Origin of the sequence: Pseudomonas sp. 50_B, assembly GCF_017491625.1 — a bacterium.
In the GTDB taxonomy this organism is placed as follows: Bacteria; Pseudomonadota; Gammaproteobacteria; order Pseudomonadales; family Pseudomonadaceae; genus Aquipseudomonas; species Aquipseudomonas danubii.
Genome location: NZ_JAFGYX010000005.1, coordinates 241,895 through 257,758, shown reverse-complemented (window position 1 = coordinate 257,758; position 15,864 = coordinate 241,895). Strand labels below are relative to the sequence as shown.

The following is a 15,864-nucleotide window of genomic DNA, read 5'->3' as shown; positions in this document are numbered from 1 at the left end:
GCTAAGCGGGCTGCCGTGATTCGGTGATTCCGTTATAATCTCCGGCTTTCAAAAGTTCGCCAACGAGTGCCGCCCCCCATGGAAATCAACCCGATCCTGAACACCATCAAGGACCTGTCCGAGCGCTCCGAAACTATTCGGGGGTATCTTTGACTACGATCAAAAGCATGAGCGTCTGACCGAGGTCAATCGCGAGCTTGAAGATCCGAGTGTCTGGAACAAACCCGAATACGCCCAGGAACTGGGCCGCGAGCGCGCTGCGCTGGCACAGATCGTCGAGACCCTGGACGAGCTGAACGGCGGTCTGGCCGATTGCCGCGACCTGCTGGATATGGCGGTCGAAGAAAACGACGAAGGTGCGGTGGGCGATGTGGTCGCCGAACTGGCCCGTCTCGAGGAAAACCTCGCCAAACTAGAATTCCGCCGCATGTTCAGCCACGAAATGGACCCGAACAACGCCTACCTGGACATCCAGGCCGGTTCCGGCGGTACCGAGGCCCAGGACTGGGCCAACATCCTGCTGCGCATGTACTTGCGCTGGGCCGACAAGCGCGGTTTCGAAGCGACCATCATGGAGCTGTCGGCCGGTGAAGTCGCCGGGATCAAGGGCGCGACCGTGCACATCAAGGGCGAATACGCCTTCGGCTGGCTACGCACCGAGATCGGCGTGCACCGCCTGGTGCGCAAGAGCCCGTTCGACTCCGGCAACCGTCGCCATACCTCGTTCTCGGCAGTGTTCGTCTCGCCAGAGATCGATGACAAGGTGGAAATCGAGATCAACCCAGCCGACCTGCGGATCGATACCTATCGCTCCTCCGGTGCCGGTGGTCAGCACGTAAACACCACCGACTCGGCTGTGCGTATTACCCACGTACCGACCAACACCGTGGTCAGCTGCCAGAACGAACGCTCCCAGCACGCCAACAAGGACACCGCCATGAAAATGCTGCGGGCCAAGTTGTACGAGCAGGAAATGCAGAAGCGCAACGCGGCTTCCCAGGCCCTGGAAGACACCAAGTCGGACATCGGCTGGGGTCATCAGATTCGCTCGTACGTGCTCGACGCGTCGCGGATCAAGGACCTGCGCACCAACATCGAACGCAGCGACTGCGACAAGGTGCTCGACGGCGACATCGACGAGTACCTGGAAGCCAGCCTGAAGTCCGGCCTGTAAAACCCTGTAGGAGCCGGGGGGACGAAGAGTCCTTCCCCGGCGCCCCCCGGCCGCAGGCCGGGGGCAACGAACCTGATGGAAAATCTAAAGACATGAGCGACCAACAACTCGACCCGCAAGCCCTGCAACAGGAAGAAAACTCCCTGATCGCCCTGCGCAAGGAAAAGCTTGCTGCCGAGCGCGCCAAGGGCAATGCCTTCCCGAACGACTTCCGCCGCGAAAACTACTGCGAAGATCTGCAGAAAAAGTACGCCGACAAGACCAAGGAAGAGCTGGCAGAGGCGGCGATCCCGGTCAAGGTTGCTGGTCGCATCATGCTCAACCGTGGCTCGTTCATGGTGATCCAGGACATGACCGGTCGCATCCAGGTCTACGTCAACCGCAAGACCCTGTCCGAAGAAACCCTGGCCGCGGTGAAAACCTGGGACATGGGCGACATCATTGCCGCCGAAGGCACCCTGGCCCGTTCCGGCAAGGGTGACCTGTACGTTGAAATGACCCACGTGCGCCTGCTGACCAAATCGCTGCGTCCGCTGCCGGACAAGCACCACGGTCTGACCGACACCGAGCAGCGCTACCGCCAGCGCTACGTTGACCTGATCGTCAACGAAGACGTGCGCCAGACTTTCCGCGTGCGTTCGCAAGTCATTGCCCACATCCGCAGCTTCCTGATGAAGCGCGACTTCCTCGAAGTCGAAACGCCGATGCTGCAAACCATTCCTGGCGGCGCCGCGGCCAAGCCGTTCGAGACTCACCACAACGCCCTGGACATGGAAATGTTCCTGCGCATCGCGCCTGAGCTGTACCTGAAGCGGCTGGTGGTTGGCGGGTTTGAAAAAGTGTTCGAGATCAACCGCAACTTCCGTAACGAAGGCGTTTCGACTCGTCACAACCCTGAATTCACCATGTTGGAGTTCTACCAGGCCTACGCCGACTACGAAGACAACATGGACCTGACCGAAGAGCTGTTCCGTGAACTGGCGCAGCTGGTGCTGGGCAGCACCGACGTGCCTTACGGCGACAAGGTGTTCCACTTCGGCGAGCCGTTCGCCCGTCTCTCGGTGTTCGATTCGATCCTCAAGTACAACCCTGAGCTGACGGCCGATGACCTGAATGACATCGACAAGGCTCGCGCCATCGCCAAGAAGGCCGGCGCCAAGGTGTTGGGCTTCGAAGGTCTGGGCAAGTTGCAGGTGATGATTTTCGAAGAGCTGGTGGAGCACAAGCTGGAACAGCCGCACTTCATCACCCAGTACCCGTTCGAGGTGTCGCCGCTGGCCCGTCGCAACGACGAGAACCCCAACGTCACCGACCGTTTCGAGCTGTTCATCGGCGGCCGCGAGATCGCCAATGCCTACTCCGAGCTCAATGACGCGGAAGATCAGGCCGAGCGCTTCATGGCCCAGGTGGCCGACAAGGACGCCGGTGACGACGAAGCCATGCACTACGACGCCGACTTCGTCCGTGCCCTGGAATACGGCATGCCGCCCACCGCCGGTGAAGGCATCGGTATCGACCGTCTGGTGATGCTGCTGACCAACTCGCCGTCGATTCGCGACGTGATCCTGTTCCCGCACATGCGGCCGCAAGCTTAAGTGTTGTGAATAAGAAGCCGCCTTTAACAGGCGGCTTTTTATTGTCTGGTTGGAACTGACGTACCGCTTCTAATTCTGTGTGATTTTCAAGAGGGAATATCTGTCGTGAACCGCGCAATTGCTCAAGAAGGTGCAGCCGGCATAGCCACTGCGGTGGCTGAAAGTGTTCAGTACCAGGGGCGCAAGGCCAGCCGGCAGGGCAGTGAGCAGCGTAGACAGGACATTCTTGATGCCGCCATGCGCATTGTGGTGCGTGACGGCGTGCGGGCCGTGCGCCATCGCGCGGTGGCCGCCGAAGCCGGTGTGCCCTTGTCGGCCACCACCTATTACTTCAAGGATATCGATGACCTGCTCACCGATACCTTCGCTCAGTATGTGGAACGCAGCGCGGCGTTCATGGGCAAGCTGTGGGCCAACAACGAAGGGTTGCTGCGGGAAATGGTCGCCTACGGTGATGGCAGTCCGGCGTCTCGCTCGCAGCTGGCCGACGACATCGCACGGCTGACCGCCGACTATGTGCAGCGCCAGTTGAGCACCCGCCGTGAGCACCTGATGGCCGAGCAGGCCTTCCGCCAGGAAGCCTTGCTCAACCCGCGCCTGGCGCAGCTGGTGCGTTCGCACCAGCAGATCCTGCTCCACGGCACCTGTCAGTTCTTTGAGGTCTTGGGCTCGCGGGAGCCGCAGCAGGATGCCAAGGTGTTGACGTCTATAATCGGCCGGATGGAGTATCAGGGCCTGCTCAACGGCGCTGAGCCGCTGGCGGAGGAAGAGATGCTCGGCATTCTCACCCGCTACATGCATCTGGTTCTGGCTTCGGTCTGACGCGCCCCACACGGCTGACTGGCTGCGGCCTGTCGGCCGGGGCCCACGCCAGGGGCTACAGTCATTCTGGTGTTCAAAGGAGAGTTGCATGCAAGCCTGGCGCATTCTGATTGCCCCGTCGTTCCTGCTGCTCAGCGGTTGCCAGATGCTCTTCAAGGACCCGCTGCCGGCTGAACAGACGGCGCCTGCCCAATTGCTGGGCAAGTGACCCCGCGCTACAGACCCATTCAATAGGAGTTTCGGGTGGACGATTACCAGCAGACGATACGCACTTTGTCCGATCGCATAGTGCTGGCCCAGACACCGATCCGGGTGCTGGATGCGGTGAAGTGGGACGAGAACATCCGCAAGGGCTTTCTCAAGGCCAAGGGCAAGGAAATGCCGGCGGTGGACCGCGCCTATTACGAAGGGCGACCGCTGTCCTTTGACTCTGGCGCGGTGAAACTGGAGTTCCAGAACATTGAGCGTGACATCACCCGCCAGTTGGGCCAGTTCAACCCGGTGGGGCAGATCATGCGCCGCATGTGCAAGGAATACCGCATGGTGGTGCGCATGCTCGAAGCCCGGGGGACCGCTGATTTCGGGCTGATTTCCCAGGAGCTTTACGGCGCCGCGTCCGACGCCTTCCACGCCGGTGATCCGACTCTGGCGGACCTCGGGCTGATGATGTCCGACTACCTGAACAACATCGACGGGCGTGGCGATCTCAAGGACGAACCCAAGACTCTCAGTGCCAAGGAAGCGGTGAGCCTGCTGCAAAGCCGGTTGAACAAAGTGTTCGGCGAGGCCGAGGAAACCATCCGCGTATTCGAGTCCGATGGCATTGTCGCCGACGCGGCAGCGGGCGCCGACTACATCAAGATCCGCAGCGATGCGATGTTCAACAATCGGGACGTGCGGGCGCTGGAAGTCCATGAGGGGTTGGTGCATGTGGGCACCACCCTCAACGGGTTGAACCAGCCGATCTGCACCTTCCTGGCCAAGGGCCCGCCGTCGTCCACGGTGACCCAGGAAGGCCTGGCGATCCTGATGGAGATCATCACCTTTGCCTCCTACCCCAGCCGCCTGCGCAAGCTGACCAACCGCACCCGAGCCATCCACATGGTGGAGGAGGGCGCGGACTTTCTGCAGGTGTTCGAGTTCTTCCGTGAGCAGGGTTTCGAGATGGCCGAGAGCTACGGCAACGCCAGCCGGGTGTTCCGCGGTTCGGTGCCCAACGGGCTGCCGTTTACCAAAGACTTGTCCTATCTCAAGGGCTTCATCATGGTTTACAACTACATTCAGCTGGCTGTGCGCAAGGGCAAGCTGGAACAGATCCCCTTGCTGTTCTGCGGCAAGACCACCCTGGAAGACATGCGAACCTTGCGCCAACTGGTGGATGAAGGCCTGGTGGTGCCACCCAAGTACCTGCCCGACCAGTTCCGCGACATGAATGCGCTGTCGGCGTGGATGTGTTTCTCCAACTTCCTCAACCACCTGAGCCTGGATCGGATCGAGGCGGACTACTCCAATATCCTTTGAATTTTTCCGGGGGCGCACATGGACGTATTCATAGATACACGGATGGGCCGATGATGCGTTTGTTGGCCGCCCTGACGTTGCTGCTGTGCCTCACCGGCTGCAGCTCGTTGCTGTTCTATCCCGAGCCCGGGCTGCCCTTTACGCCCGAACGGGCCAAGCTCGAATACCGTGACATTACCCTGAGCACCGCCGACGGCCTCAAGCTGCACGGCTGGTGGCTGCCGGCCAAACCGGGGGTGACCGTCAAGGGCACGGTGCTGCACCTGCACGGCAACGGCGGCAACCTGGCCTGGCACCTGGGGGGCAGTTGGTGGTTGCCGGAGCAGGGCTATCAGGTGCTGCTGGTGGACTATCGCGGCTATGGCTTGTCCGAAGGTGCGCCGAGCCTGCCGGCGATCTACCAGGACGTCGATGCCGCGTTCAAGTGGCTGGACCAGGCCCCGGAGGTTCAAGGCAAACCCTTGATCGTCCTCGGACAAAGCCTTGGCGGTGCCCTGGCCATTCATTATCTGGTGGAGCACCCCGAGCGTCAGGCCCAACTCAAGGCCATCGTCCTCGACGGCGTGCCGGCCAGCTACCGTGATGTCGGGCGTTATGCCTTGAGCACGTCCTGGCTGACCTGGCCGTTGCAGGTGCCTTTGTCGTGGCTGGTGCCAGACGCCGACAGCGCGGTTCACCTGCTGCCGCGCCTGACCGGGGTGCCGAAACTCATCTACCACAGCATCGATGATCCGATCGTGCCTCTTTCCAACGGCATCCGGGTGTATCAAGCTGCGCCGCCGCCGCGGGTCCTGCAACTGACCCGCGGCGGCCATGTGCAAACCTTTGCCGATCCGACCTGGCGCCGCGTGATGCTGCGCTACCTCGACGATCCGCAGCATTTCGACGGGTTGCGCCGCCTGGGGGAAATCCCCAACTACCCGGCGACGCCGAATTCAGCAGTTGAACCTCCAGAGAGTCCGCAATGAGTGAAGAACGCAACGCCATTCCCATGATCATCACCGGTATCTGCAGCATCATCGTTACCGTGGGCAGCCTGTGGTACTACGGCTACCTGCACTTCGCCAAACCGGAGGACGCGCTGCTGCTCAGCGACTTCACCATGCTCAAGACCGTGCCCGGCGAGGACTACAAGATCTCCCTGCAACCGGCCGATGAAGTGGCCCAGTGCATCGATGGCGTGCTGGTGTTGTTCGACACTCAGCAGAAGGGCTTGACCGGGGTGCTGGTGAACAAGAAGAAGCAAGCCGTGCGCTGCATGGGGCAAGAGACGCCGCAACTGCAGCAGTGATCGGTTTGCCGGCCAGCCGGTTCCCATCTGGATAACCGCATAAAAAAACGCCGCCGACCTGAAGAGGTCGGCGGCGTTTGGTTTTACCTGCCTATATAAGCAGGGCGCTCCATCAGTTGCGGCTGATGGCCGAACGTGGCGCTACCGGCTGGTTGTCGTTGGAAATGGTCACTTCCACACGACGGTTCATGGCACGACCGGAAACGCTGCCGTTATCGGCCACCGGATACTCCTTGCCGTAACCCTGGCTGACGATACGCGCCGGATCGACGCCCATGCGGATCAGGGCCATCTGCACCGAGCCGGCACGGCGCTCGGACAGGGACTGGTTGTAGGAGTCGCTGCCGGTGCTGTCGGTGTAGCCTTCGACGATCACCTTGCGGTCCGGGTTCTGCTGGAGGAATTGCGCCAGCTTGTTGATGTTCACCAGGCCGCTGGACTTCAGGTCGGACTTGTTGGTGGCGAACAGCACGTCACCAAAGGTCACCAGGGTGCCGCGATCGGTCTGCTTGGCGTTGAGGCTGTCCTGCAGTTGCTTGATCTGCGCGTCACGGGCTTCGAGGATGGCGCGGGCACGCTGGTCGCCGGCGTCCTTGAGCTTGGCTTCGGCGGTGCGCAGGGCAATGGTTTCCTTGGCCACTTCAACCCGCTGGTTGGTCAGATAGGCCAGTTGATCGACCTTCTTCTCGTCTTCCTTGTTCAGGTAGGCCTTGTCGGCCTTGTCCATCCAGTCGGCGGCGTCCTTGGTTTCCAGGGCCGCGACCTTGCTTGCCTGCGGGTTGGCTTGCAGGCCGGAGAAGTTGGTCCGGGCGTTTTCCAGGTTGGCGTTAGGCGGGGTGGAGCAGGCCGCCAGGGCTACGCTCATGGCCAACAGGGCAGGGATCATCACTTGTTTGCGCATAATGGTTCGTCCTTTCAATCAAATACGAGTACGTGGGAATCGGCGGCGGCTTACTGCACGCTGCGCATACCTTCCTGACGCAGTTCCTGAACGCCTTTCTGCGAATCTTTCAGCGCCTGTTCGGCCTTGGCGGCCTGGGCCTTGCGTTCGGCGACACGGGCATCCCACTCGGCTTGTTCAGCCAGGCGACGGGCTTCGTCGTACTTCTTGTCGTGCATGGCAATCTCGGCTTGCTTGAGCTTGTCCTGGGCCGACTTCATTTCCACGGCGGCGAATTCGGTGCCGCCTGCGCTCACTGCGCTGTTGACCGCAGATTGCGTGACCGCGTACTGCTCGGAAGGCGGGTTACCGGCACAACCGGCCAGTACCATGCTGCTACCGAGGGCCAGCGCGGCCAGTTTCAGCCCGCGCAGAGAGGTGAACGAGGATTTGGCAGTGCTGATCTTCATGGTCTTCAACTCCATTGGGTAACTCCTGAAAAACATCAATATCCATCCCGGTCCTGGCGCCGTGACGCTGAGTGACGGGCGCTGATGGCAAAATTTGAAACGGCCGTTCCAGTGATGGCTACTGGGTGTGACCCGAGGCTTTTTTGAATAGTTCAGAGAAAGATGGCGATTGGCCGGAAAAAAACTGACGACTCGGACAAGGCTCTAAATCGGGAACTTTTGCCGTGCAGCGGGGTATCCCCGGCCCTGTTCAGGGCCGGGGACGATGAAGTTCAACGGGAGTTGGAGAGGGCGCCGACTCAGTGTTTGGGCTTGTCGGACTGGCTGGCCATGAGCTGCAGATGCTGGCGTGACAGGGCCAGGAAACGCGGGGTCGGACCGATATCCTCGTAGAGCGGATCGCCTTCCTCGTCGGTGGCCACCACCTGCCGACCCTGAATGTAGGGGAAGCTGGCTTCCAGCTCTTCCAGGGCGGCGCCGATCAGTTCGCCGAGCAGTTCCTCGGTCTGGCGTTTGGGGTACATCTCGGAGAGGGCGGCCAGGCGGGCGGCGGCTTCCACGTCCAGGTGAATCCGGTAGGCGGTTTTGCTCAGGCGCCCCTTGGCGTTTTCTTCCCAATGTTGTGCCAGTTCACGGATTTTCATGTTGACCTCGATGAACGCCTGCTTGTGGCAGGTTGGGTTGAGTAACCGGCCGGAGCCGGTGCGTGGCCCTTGTGCGGCCTACCCTTGAGACTAGTCCCATCGGCCAGGGTTGGCCCGGGGTGAGGTTGCACGCTTGCTAAGGCAGGCGTGCAAGCGGCACTCTTGAGCCTTCCGTGCCGCCTTGAGTCTGCTGGAGAACACCTCGATGACCGATATTGATGCGCGCTTGCGCGAAGACGTTCACCTCTTGGGAGAACTGTTGGGCAATACCATCCGTGATCAGTACGGGGAGGCTTTCCTCGACAAGATCGAGCAGATTCGCAAGGGCGCCAAGGCCGATCGACGGGGCTCGCCCGGGGTCGAATTGAGTGCCAGCCTCGACCAGTTGAGCGAGGACGAACTGCTTCCGGTGGCCAGGGCCTTCAACCAGTTCCTCAACCTGGCGAACATTGCCGAGCAGTATCAGTTGATCCACCGCCGCGACGAGTCGCAGCCGGCGCCATTCGAGGCCCGGGTACTACCGGAGCTGCTGGCCCGGCTGCGGGCTGCAGGGCATTCTGCCGATGCTCTGGCCCGGCAGTTGGGGCGCCTGGAGATCGAGCTGGTGCTCACCGCTCACCCCACCGAAGTGGCGCGCCGCACCCTGATTCAGAAATACGATGCCATCGCCGGGCAACTGGCGGCCCAGGACCATCGCGATCTCACCAGCGCCGAGCGCGGGCAGATCCAGGAACGCCTGCAGCGCTTGATTGCCGAAGCCTGGCACACCGAGGAAATCCGCCGTACTCGGCCGACGCCGGTGGATGAGGCCAAATGGGGTTTCGCGGTGATCGAGCACTCCTTGTGGCAGGCCATTCCCAACTACCTGCGCAAGGCCGACAAGGCATTGTTCGAGGCTACCGGGCTGCACCTGCCGTTGGAATCGGCACCGATCCGCTTCGCTTCGTGGATGGGCGGCGACCGGGACGGCAACCCCAATGTCACTGCCAGCGTGACCCGGGAGGTACTGTTGCTGGCGCGCTGGATGGCTGCCGACCTGTACTTGCGGGACGTCGATCACCTGGCCGCCGAACTGTCCATGCAACAGGCCAATGCGGCCTTGCTGGCCAGGGCCGGGGACAGTGCCGAGCCGTATCGGGCGTTGCTCAAGCAATTGCGCGAGCGTCTGCGGGCCACCCGTAACTGGGCGCACGCGGCGCTTGGCGCTCCGGTGCCGGCGGGGGCCGAGGTATTGCAGAACAACCGCGACCTGCTGGAGCCGCTGCAGCTGTGCTACCAGTCGCTGCATGAATGCGGGATGGGGGTGATCGCCGATGGCCCATTGCTCGATTGCTTGCGGCGGGCGGTGACGTTCGGCCTGTTCCTGGTGCGTCTCGATGTGCGTCAGGACTCCAGTCGGCACACCTCGGCCATGACCGAGATCACCGACTATCTGGGCCTGGGCCGCTATGAGGACTGGAGCGAGGAAGATCGCATCAGCTTCCTGATGCGCGAGCTGAGCAGTCGCCGTCCCTTGCTGCCGGGTTATTTCAAACCCTCGGCTGACACGGCGGAGGTGCTTGCTACCTGTCGCGAGATCGCCGTCGCCCCGGCGGCTTCCTTGGGTTCCTACGTGATTTCCATGGCGGGCGCGGCCTCCGATGTACTGGCGGTGCAGTTGCTGCTCAAGGAGTCTGGGGTGCTGCGGCCGATGCGTGTGGTGCCGTTGTTCGAAACCCTGGCGGACCTGGACAACGCCGGGCCGGTGATGGAAAAACTGCTGCACATGCCGGGCTATCGCTCACGCCTGCAAGGGCCTCAGGAAGTGATGATCGGTTATTCCGACTCGGCCAAGGATGCCGGGACCACTGCTGCGGCCTGGGCGCAATATCGGGCGCAGGAACGGCTGGTGGATATCTGCCGTGAGCAACAGGTGGAGCTGCTGTTGTTCCATGGTCGCGGCGGTACTGTGGGTCGCGGCGGCGGTCCGGCCCACGCGGCGATTCTGTCGCAGCCTCCGGGTTCGGTGGCGGGGCGCTTCCGCACCACCGAGCAGGGGGAAATGATCCGTTTCAAATTCGGCCTGCCGGACATTGCCGAGCAGAACCTCAACCTCTATCTGGCTGCGGTACTGGAAGCCACCTTGCTGCCGCCGCCGCCTCCGGAGCCAGCCTGGCGTCACCTGATGGACGAGCTGGCCAGCGACGGGGTCCAGGCCTATCGCGCGGTGGTGCGGGACAACCCGCAGTTTGTCGAGTACTTCCGCCAGTCCACCCCGGAGCAGGAGCTGGGACGCCTGCCCCTGGGCAGTCGGCCGGCCAAGCGCCGTGCCGGTGGCATTGAAAGCCTACGGGCTATCCCATGGATCTTCGGCTGGACTCAGACCCGCCTGATGCTGCCGGCATGGCTCGGCTGGGAAGCGGCCTTGAGCAAGGCGCTGGCCCGAGGCGAGGGTGAGTTGCTGGGGCAGATGCGTGAGCAATGGCCGTTTTTCCGCACTCGCATCGACATGCTGGAGATGGTCCTGGCCAAGGCCGATGCCGATATTGCCCGTTCTTATGACGAGCGCCTGGTGGAAGCGGAACTGCTGCCATTGGGTGCGCATTTACGCGACCTATTGTCGCAGGCCTGCGCGGTGGTCCTGGGCCTGACCGGGCAGTCGCAACTGCTGGCCCACAGCCCCGACACCCTGGAGTTCATCCGCCTGCGCAATACCTACCTCGACCCGCTGCATCTGTTGCAGGCGGAGTTGCTGGCGCGCTCGCGCAAACAGGAGGCGCCGCAAGGAAGCCCCCTGGAACAGGCGCTGCTGGTCTCCGTAGCGGGTATCGCCGCCGGTTTGCGCAATACCGGCTGAGGTTGCAGAGGGCTGTCGGCCTGCTTTGGCACGGCCCTGATCGGGACAATCCCAAGGTGTCGCTCAGATTCATCTGGCGACACTTTGTTATGGGGTTGCGACTTGTTCTACCGTGCCGATGGGGCACAAAAGGGCCGGGTTCCTCCGACTTTCGACTGCTTGTGTGCGCTGTGTCGGCTGTGTATCTTGATCAGCCTTTGGCCGTTTGGGCGGCCACTATCCTATTTTTGAGATTGGCCCCACGAGGCGAATCCGAGCGTTTCTAAATAAAAAATTGAGGAGCACATCGATGCGCGTAATTCTGCTGGGAGCTCCCGGGGCCGGTAAAGGTACTCAGGCAAAGTTCATCACCGAAAAGTTCGGCATTCCACAGATCTCCACCGGCGACATGCTGCGTGCTGCGGTCAAGGCCGGCACCGAGCTGGGCCTGAAGGCCAAGAGCGTGATGGACAGTGGTGGCCTGGTGTCCGATGACCTGATCATCAACCTGGTCAAGGAACGCATCAGCCAGGCCGACTGCGTTAATGGCTTCCTGTTCGACGGCTTCCCGCGCACCATTCCTCAGGCCGAAGCGTTGGTCAAAGCCGGTGTTGAGCTGGACAACGTAGTAGAAATCGCTGTTGACGACGAAGAGATTGTCCAGCGTATTGCCGGCCGCCGGGTGCACGAAGCTTCGGGCCGGGTCTACCACACCGTTTACAACCCGCCGAAGATTGCCGGCAAGGACGACATCACCGGTGAAGACCTGGTGCAGCGCAAGGACGACACCGAAGAAACCGTGCGTCATCGCCTGTCGGTCTATCACTCCCAGACCAAGCCGCTGGTGGAGTTCTACCAGCAACTGGCCGCGGCTCAAGGCAAACCGAAGTACAGCCATATCCCTGGCGTGGGTTCGGTGGAAGTGATCACCGCCAAGGTGCTCGAAGCCCTGAGCTGAGTTGCCTGATCGTTTGATCGTTCAACGGCCCGCTTGCGGGCCGTTGCTGTTTATAATGCGTCACTTTTTTCAATGCCGATGGAACCCCCGATGAGCACCTTGCTGGCCCTGGACACCGCGACTGAAGCTTGCTCCGTTGCTTTGCTGCATGACGGCAAGGTTACGAGCCATTACGAGGTGATTCCCCGCCTGCATGCGCAGAAGCTGTTGCCGATGATTCAGGAGCTGCTGGCCAATGCCGGCACTACCTTGCAGGCGGTGGATGCGATTGCCTTTGGCCGTGGCCCCGGCGCTTTCACCGGCGTGCGGATCGCCATTGGCGTGGTGCAGGGGTTGGCCTTCGCCCTGGAGCGTCCGGTGCTGCCGGTGTCCAACCTGGCGGTGCTGGCCCAGCGCGCCTTGCGTGAGCACGGTGCGACCCAGGTGGCCTCGGCCATCGATGCGCGCATGGATGAAGTCTATTGGGGCTGCTACCGGGAAACGGCTGGCGAGATGCGTCTGGTGGGCGCCGAAGCGGTGCTGCCGCCGGAAGTCGCGACCTTGCCGGAAGGGGCCAGCGGCGACTGGTTCGGCGCGGGCACCGGCTGGGGGTATGGCGAGCGCATCGCGGTCCCTCTCAGTGGTCAGGACGCGGGCATGCTGCCCCACGCCGAAGACCTGCTGACCCTGGCGAAATTTGCCTGGGAGCGGGGCGAAGCGATAGTTGCCGACGACGCACAACCGGTCTATCTGCGCGACAAGGTGGCCACGCCCAAAGCCCGTTGAGGGTTGTCCAAGTGTTTGCGGGGGTTCAGATTTTTTCGGTGTAAACCGGCCAATCGTCTGGTTTTCGGAGTCGATTCTGCTCGGGTTTAAACCTTTTGGCTTTTCTGTGTTCTAGTTATCACTTGGGCATTTGCTAAGTCGAAGCGGTGCCGCTAAATTGCCATCATTGACCCCGGGCTTTTCAGTATGCGCATAGACGGCATCTCCTCTCAGTCCTACCCCATCAAGCGCAAGCCTCGTAAAGGCCCGGCGCTGGTAGACGAGTCTCTGGACGATGACGACGCCATTGAAGTCCAGTCCGAACCTTCGACTCAAAGCCGTTCCCAGGCATCTGCCCCCCGCACCGGTAATCTCCCCGCCCGTCCTCAGGACATGATCTTTCAGCGCGCGATGAAAAAGAGCGTGGCCAATGCCCTGGCCAGCTACCTGACCACCGCCGGCTTTGTCGATTGGGATCTGGAAGTGGTAGGGCTCGACCTGTACATCTGATGCTGCCTTATTTCCTGGGTTGTCCTTCCTGGAGCGAAAACGCCTGGCGTGAGTACCTGTACCCGGAGGATGCGCGACCCACTGATTTCCTTGGCCTGTACTCCCAGGTCTTCAATGCCGTTGAAGGCAACACCACCTTCTATGCACGGCCCGCGCCCGGCACTGTGCAGCGCTGGGCCCAGATCATGCCCGAGCACTTTCGTTTCACCGCCAAGTTTCCCGGTGACATCAGCCACGGCGGTGACCTGCGCGAACAACTGAGCGCTGCCCAGACCTTTATCCAGTTGCTCAGCCCCCTGGGGGAACGTGTGTCGCCCCTGTGGCTGCAATTGCCGGCCAGCTTCGCCCCGCAGCGTCTGGGGGAATTGGCGGGCTTTATCGAGGGCCTGGAGCGGCCGCTGGCGGTGGAGGTCCGGCATCCGGAGTTCTTTGCCAAAGGCGATGCGGAGCGCATGCTCAACCGACTGTTGCGTGAGCGTGGCGTCGAGCGTATCTGCCTTGATCCACGGGCCTTGTTCAGTTGCACGTCCACTGCTCCCGCGGTGCTGCACGCCCAGTCGAAAAAGCCCAAGGTGCCGCCGCGACCTGCGGCGTTCACCCAGTTTCCGCAAGTGCGCTTCATCGGTCATCCGGAGCTTGAGGCCAACGATCCATTTCTCGTGCCCTGGATCGACAAGGTCGCCGGCTGGATCGAAGAGGGGCGTACCCCTTATGTCTTCCTGCATACCTCGGACAACCGACTGGCCGCTGAACTGGCCCGCCGTTTTCATGGCCAGCTGATGCAACGTTTGCCTGGCTTGCCCGCGTTGCCTGAGTTATACAGAGAGCCCGCCGCGGAGCAGCTCGGCTTGCTCTGAGGCGTCTTCATTGCCTTCTTCTGGAGCGAGCAAATGGACGCGCAAACCCTTCGAGCCAATGCCTTCAAGGCCCTGCATGAACGTGCCGGCGCCTTTGTCATACCCAACCCCTGGGATGCCGGTTCCGCGAAGATGCTGGCCGGTCTCGGGTTCGAGGCCCTGGCCACCACCAGCGCCGGTTATGCCTTCTCCCTGGGGCGCCCGGATGCCGAGGGCGCCGTCAGCCTGGAAGACACCCTGGACAATGTGCGGGTCATAGTCGGTGCCAGCAGCCTGCCGGTGGCGGTGGACTTGGAAAACGGTTTTTCCGACAGTCCTGAAGGTTGCGCCCAAGCGCTGTTGTTGGCGGCAGCCAGTGGTGTGGTTGGAGGCTCGATCGAGGACGCCAGCGGTCGCGCCGACGACCCTATCTATGACTTCAACCTGGCGGTGGAGCGTATCGAGGCTTGTGCTGCCGCCGTGCGCAGCTTGCCATTCCCCTTCATCCTGACTGCCCGGGCGGAGAACCTGCTCCACGGTCGTGATGATCTGCCGGACACCATTCGCCGCTTGCAGGCCTTTGCCGAAGCCGGTGCCGATGTACTCTATGCTCCGGCCCTGCGCAGCGCCGAGGAGATTGTGCAGGTGGTACGGGCTGTGGCGCCCAAGCCGGTGAACGTGCTGATGTCTGGTAGCCTCAACCTGAGCGTGGCGCAACTGGCGGAGCTGGGGGTCAAGCGCATCAGTGTCGGTTCGGCCCTGGCCCGGGCCGCCTACGGTGCTTTCTACCGGGCTGCGGAGGATATCCGCGAGCATGGTCGCTTTGATTTTGCTGATCGTGCGATGCCGTTTCGGCAGATCAATCAATTGTTCAAACAGCCATAAAGCGGGACATTCTGTGCGGGTGGTGAGAATTCTGGGCGTCCTGTTGTTGCTGGGCGCCTTGTTGTTGATCGGTATACGCCTGGGCTGGGTGCCGCTGGCGGATGCCTGGAACCCTTGGGCGCCGCTGGATGTAAGGGCCAAGCCGAATCTGTTGACCCGCTTCAAGCTGGCGCGGCTGCGGGACGATCCGCAGCTGTGCGACGAGGTGCTTGGCCGCTCTGGCCTGCGCACCAGTCGCCAGCCCGACAGTCGTGGTGATGTGGCCTGCCCATTGAGCAATACCTTGCGCGTGCAAGGTAGTGATGTCGCCTTGAGCAGCAGCTTCCTTGCCAGTTGCCCACTGGCGGTGGCCTTTGCCCTTTATGAGCGCCACGGGCTGCAGCCCGCGGCACAGGCGGTGTATGGGCAGCGCGTGGCGCGGGTCGATCATCTGGGCAGTTTTGCCTGCCGCAACATGTACAGTCGTGAGAATGGTGCTCGCAGTCAGCACGCCAGTGCCAACGCCCTGGACATTGCCGGTTTTCGACTGGCGGACGGGCGCAGCATCAGTGTGCTCAAGGATTGGCCGAAGGACAGCGATGCGGGACGTTTTTTGCGGCTGGCCCGGGACGGTGCCTGCGATGCATTCAATGTGGTGCTGGGGCCGGATTACAACAGCGCTCATCGCAACCATTTTCATCTGGATGTAGGGCCTTGGTGGATATGTCGCTGAGGAGCCG

At 61.9% G+C, this 15,864-nt stretch carries 16 protein-coding genes; 13 read left to right on the top strand and 3 right to left on the bottom strand.

Annotated elements, in window-relative coordinates:
* Nucleotides 1–78: 78 nt before the first annotated feature.
* The 6 genes from prfB (at nt 79) to J5M73_RS09710 (ending at nt 6,403) form a co-directional block, all read left to right on the top strand.
* Nucleotides 79–1,174, top strand: a protein-coding gene (gene prfB, locus J5M73_RS09735; protein ID WP_102861334.1) for a peptide chain release factor 2 whose coding sequence is annotated in 2 segments (ribosomal slippage) — nt 79–150 and nt 152–1,174 — 1,095 coding nt in all. Because the reading frame shifts where the segments join, the coding sequence is not laid out codon by codon here.
* Between the two features lie 92 nt (nt 1,175–1,266).
* Nucleotides 1,267–2,769 (top strand): lysine--tRNA ligase, encoded by a 1,503-nt coding sequence (gene lysS, locus J5M73_RS09730; RefSeq protein ID WP_102861335.1) that lies wholly within the window; start codon nt 1,267–1,269, stop codon nt 2,767–2,769.
* Nucleotides 2,770–2,874: 105 nt separating this feature from the next.
* Complete coding sequence (locus J5M73_RS09725) at nt 2,875–3,591, top strand: TetR family transcriptional regulator (RefSeq protein ID WP_102861336.1); 717 nt, start codon at nt 2,875–2,877, stop codon at nt 3,589–3,591.
* A gap of 243 nt (nt 3,592–3,834) precedes the next feature.
* A complete protein-coding gene (locus tag J5M73_RS09720) occupies nt 3,835–5,112 on the top strand; it encodes a flavohemoglobin expression-modulating QEGLA motif protein (RefSeq protein WP_102861337.1) in 1,278 nt (425 codons plus the stop codon).
* Between the two features lie 53 nt (nt 5,113–5,165).
* Nucleotides 5,166–6,080, top strand: coding sequence for an alpha/beta hydrolase (locus J5M73_RS09715; protein WP_102861715.1), 915 nt, complete (start codon nt 5,166–5,168; stop codon nt 6,078–6,080).
* Nucleotides 6,077–6,403: a hypothetical protein gene (locus tag J5M73_RS09710; protein WP_016967760.1), complete on the top strand. Its 327-nt coding sequence runs from the start codon at nt 6,077–6,079 to the stop codon at nt 6,401–6,403. Before J5M73_RS09715 ends, J5M73_RS09710 begins: the two co-directional genes overlap by 4 nt.
* A 112-nt stretch (nt 6,404–6,515) precedes the next feature.
* On the opposite strand, the gene J5M73_RS09705 is transcribed toward J5M73_RS09710, so the two are convergent.
* The 3 genes from J5M73_RS09705 to J5M73_RS09695 all read right to left on the bottom strand — a co-directional run bounded on the left by J5M73_RS09705 (nt 6,516) and on the right by J5M73_RS09695 (nt 8,397).
* Nucleotides 6,516–7,304, bottom strand: a complete 789-nt coding sequence (locus J5M73_RS09705) for an OmpA family protein (protein ID WP_102861338.1) — start codon at nt 7,302–7,304, stop codon at nt 6,516–6,518.
* A gap of 50 nt (nt 7,305–7,354) precedes the next feature.
* Complete coding sequence (locus J5M73_RS09700) at nt 7,355–7,768, bottom strand: DUF4398 domain-containing protein (RefSeq protein ID WP_016967758.1); 414 nt, start codon at nt 7,766–7,768, stop codon at nt 7,355–7,357.
* A 284-nt stretch (nt 7,769–8,052) separates the two neighbouring features.
* Nucleotides 8,053–8,397 carry a hypothetical protein gene (locus J5M73_RS09695; RefSeq protein ID WP_060837735.1) on the bottom strand — a complete coding sequence of 115 codons (345 nt, stop codon included), beginning with the start codon at nt 8,395–8,397 and terminating at the stop codon, nt 8,053–8,055.
* Between the two features lie 205 nt (nt 8,398–8,602).
* On the opposite strand from J5M73_RS09695, the gene ppc reads away from it, so the two are divergent.
* From ppc to J5M73_RS09660, 7 genes are all read left to right on the top strand, one after another.
* Nucleotides 8,603–11,233 (top strand): phosphoenolpyruvate carboxylase, encoded by a 2,631-nt coding sequence (ppc, locus tag J5M73_RS09690; protein ID WP_102861339.1) that lies wholly within the window; start codon nt 8,603–8,605, stop codon nt 11,231–11,233.
* A gap of 289 nt (nt 11,234–11,522) precedes the next feature.
* Complete coding sequence (gene adk / locus J5M73_RS09685) at nt 11,523–12,170, top strand: adenylate kinase (protein ID WP_102861340.1); 648 nt, start codon at nt 11,523–11,525, stop codon at nt 12,168–12,170.
* 90 nt (nt 12,171–12,260) lie between these two features.
* The gene (gene tsaB / locus J5M73_RS09680; protein WP_102861341.1) at nt 12,261–12,935 is read left to right on the top strand and encodes a tRNA (adenosine(37)-N6)-threonylcarbamoyltransferase complex dimerization subunit type 1 TsaB; all 675 of its coding nucleotides are present in this window, start codon (nt 12,261–12,263) and stop codon (nt 12,933–12,935) included.
* Nucleotides 12,936–13,121: 186 nt separating this feature from the next.
* Nucleotides 13,122–13,424, top strand: coding sequence for a hypothetical protein (locus tag J5M73_RS09675; RefSeq protein ID WP_102861342.1), 303 nt, complete (start codon nt 13,122–13,124; stop codon nt 13,422–13,424).
* Nucleotides 13,421–14,281, top strand: a complete 861-nt coding sequence (locus tag J5M73_RS09670) for a DUF72 domain-containing protein (protein WP_102861716.1) — start codon at nt 13,421–13,423, stop codon at nt 14,279–14,281. The genes J5M73_RS09675 and J5M73_RS09670 overlap by 4 nt, the downstream gene beginning before the upstream one ends.
* Before the next feature lie 33 nt (nt 14,282–14,314).
* Nucleotides 14,315–15,145 (top strand): isocitrate lyase/phosphoenolpyruvate mutase family protein, encoded by an 831-nt coding sequence (locus J5M73_RS09665; protein WP_102861343.1) that lies wholly within the window; start codon nt 14,315–14,317, stop codon nt 15,143–15,145.
* A gap of 13 nt (nt 15,146–15,158) precedes the next feature.
* Nucleotides 15,159–15,857 carry an extensin family protein gene (locus J5M73_RS09660; protein ID WP_207815507.1) on the top strand — a complete coding sequence of 233 codons (699 nt, stop codon included), beginning with the start codon at nt 15,159–15,161 and terminating at the stop codon, nt 15,855–15,857.
* The last annotated feature ends 7 nt before the right edge of the window (nt 15,858–15,864 follow it).

Excerpts from the sequence above, each read along its gene's own strand:
- lysS (WP_102861335.1), top strand. The coding sequence starts at position 1,267 with ATGAGCGACCAACAACTCGACCCGCAAGCCCTGCAACAGGAAGAAAAC.
- J5M73_RS09715 (WP_102861715.1), top strand. The coding sequence starts at position 5,166 with ATGCGTTTGTTGGCCGCCCTGACGTTGCTGCTGTGCCTCACCGGCTGC.
- J5M73_RS09710 (WP_016967760.1), top strand. The coding sequence starts at position 6,077 with ATGAGTGAAGAACGCAACGCCATTCCCATGATCATCACCGGTATCTGC.
- J5M73_RS09705 (WP_102861338.1), bottom strand. The coding sequence starts at position 7,304 with ATGCGCAAACAAGTGATGATCCCTGCCCTGTTGGCCATGAGCGTAGCC.
- J5M73_RS09700 (WP_016967758.1), bottom strand. The coding sequence starts at position 7,768 with ATGGAGTTGAAGACCATGAAGATCAGCACTGCCAAATCCTCGTTCACC.
- J5M73_RS09695 (WP_060837735.1), bottom strand. The coding sequence starts at position 8,397 with ATGAAAATCCGTGAACTGGCACAACATTGGGAAGAAAACGCCAAGGGG.
- ppc (WP_102861339.1), top strand. The coding sequence starts at position 8,603 with ATGACCGATATTGATGCGCGCTTGCGCGAAGACGTTCACCTCTTGGGA.
- adk (WP_102861340.1), top strand. The coding sequence starts at position 11,523 with ATGCGCGTAATTCTGCTGGGAGCTCCCGGGGCCGGTAAAGGTACTCAG.
- tsaB (WP_102861341.1), top strand. The coding sequence starts at position 12,261 with ATGAGCACCTTGCTGGCCCTGGACACCGCGACTGAAGCTTGCTCCGTT.
- J5M73_RS09675 (WP_102861342.1), top strand. The coding sequence starts at position 13,122 with ATGCGCATAGACGGCATCTCCTCTCAGTCCTACCCCATCAAGCGCAAG.
- J5M73_RS09665 (WP_102861343.1), top strand. The coding sequence starts at position 14,315 with ATGGACGCGCAAACCCTTCGAGCCAATGCCTTCAAGGCCCTGCATGAA.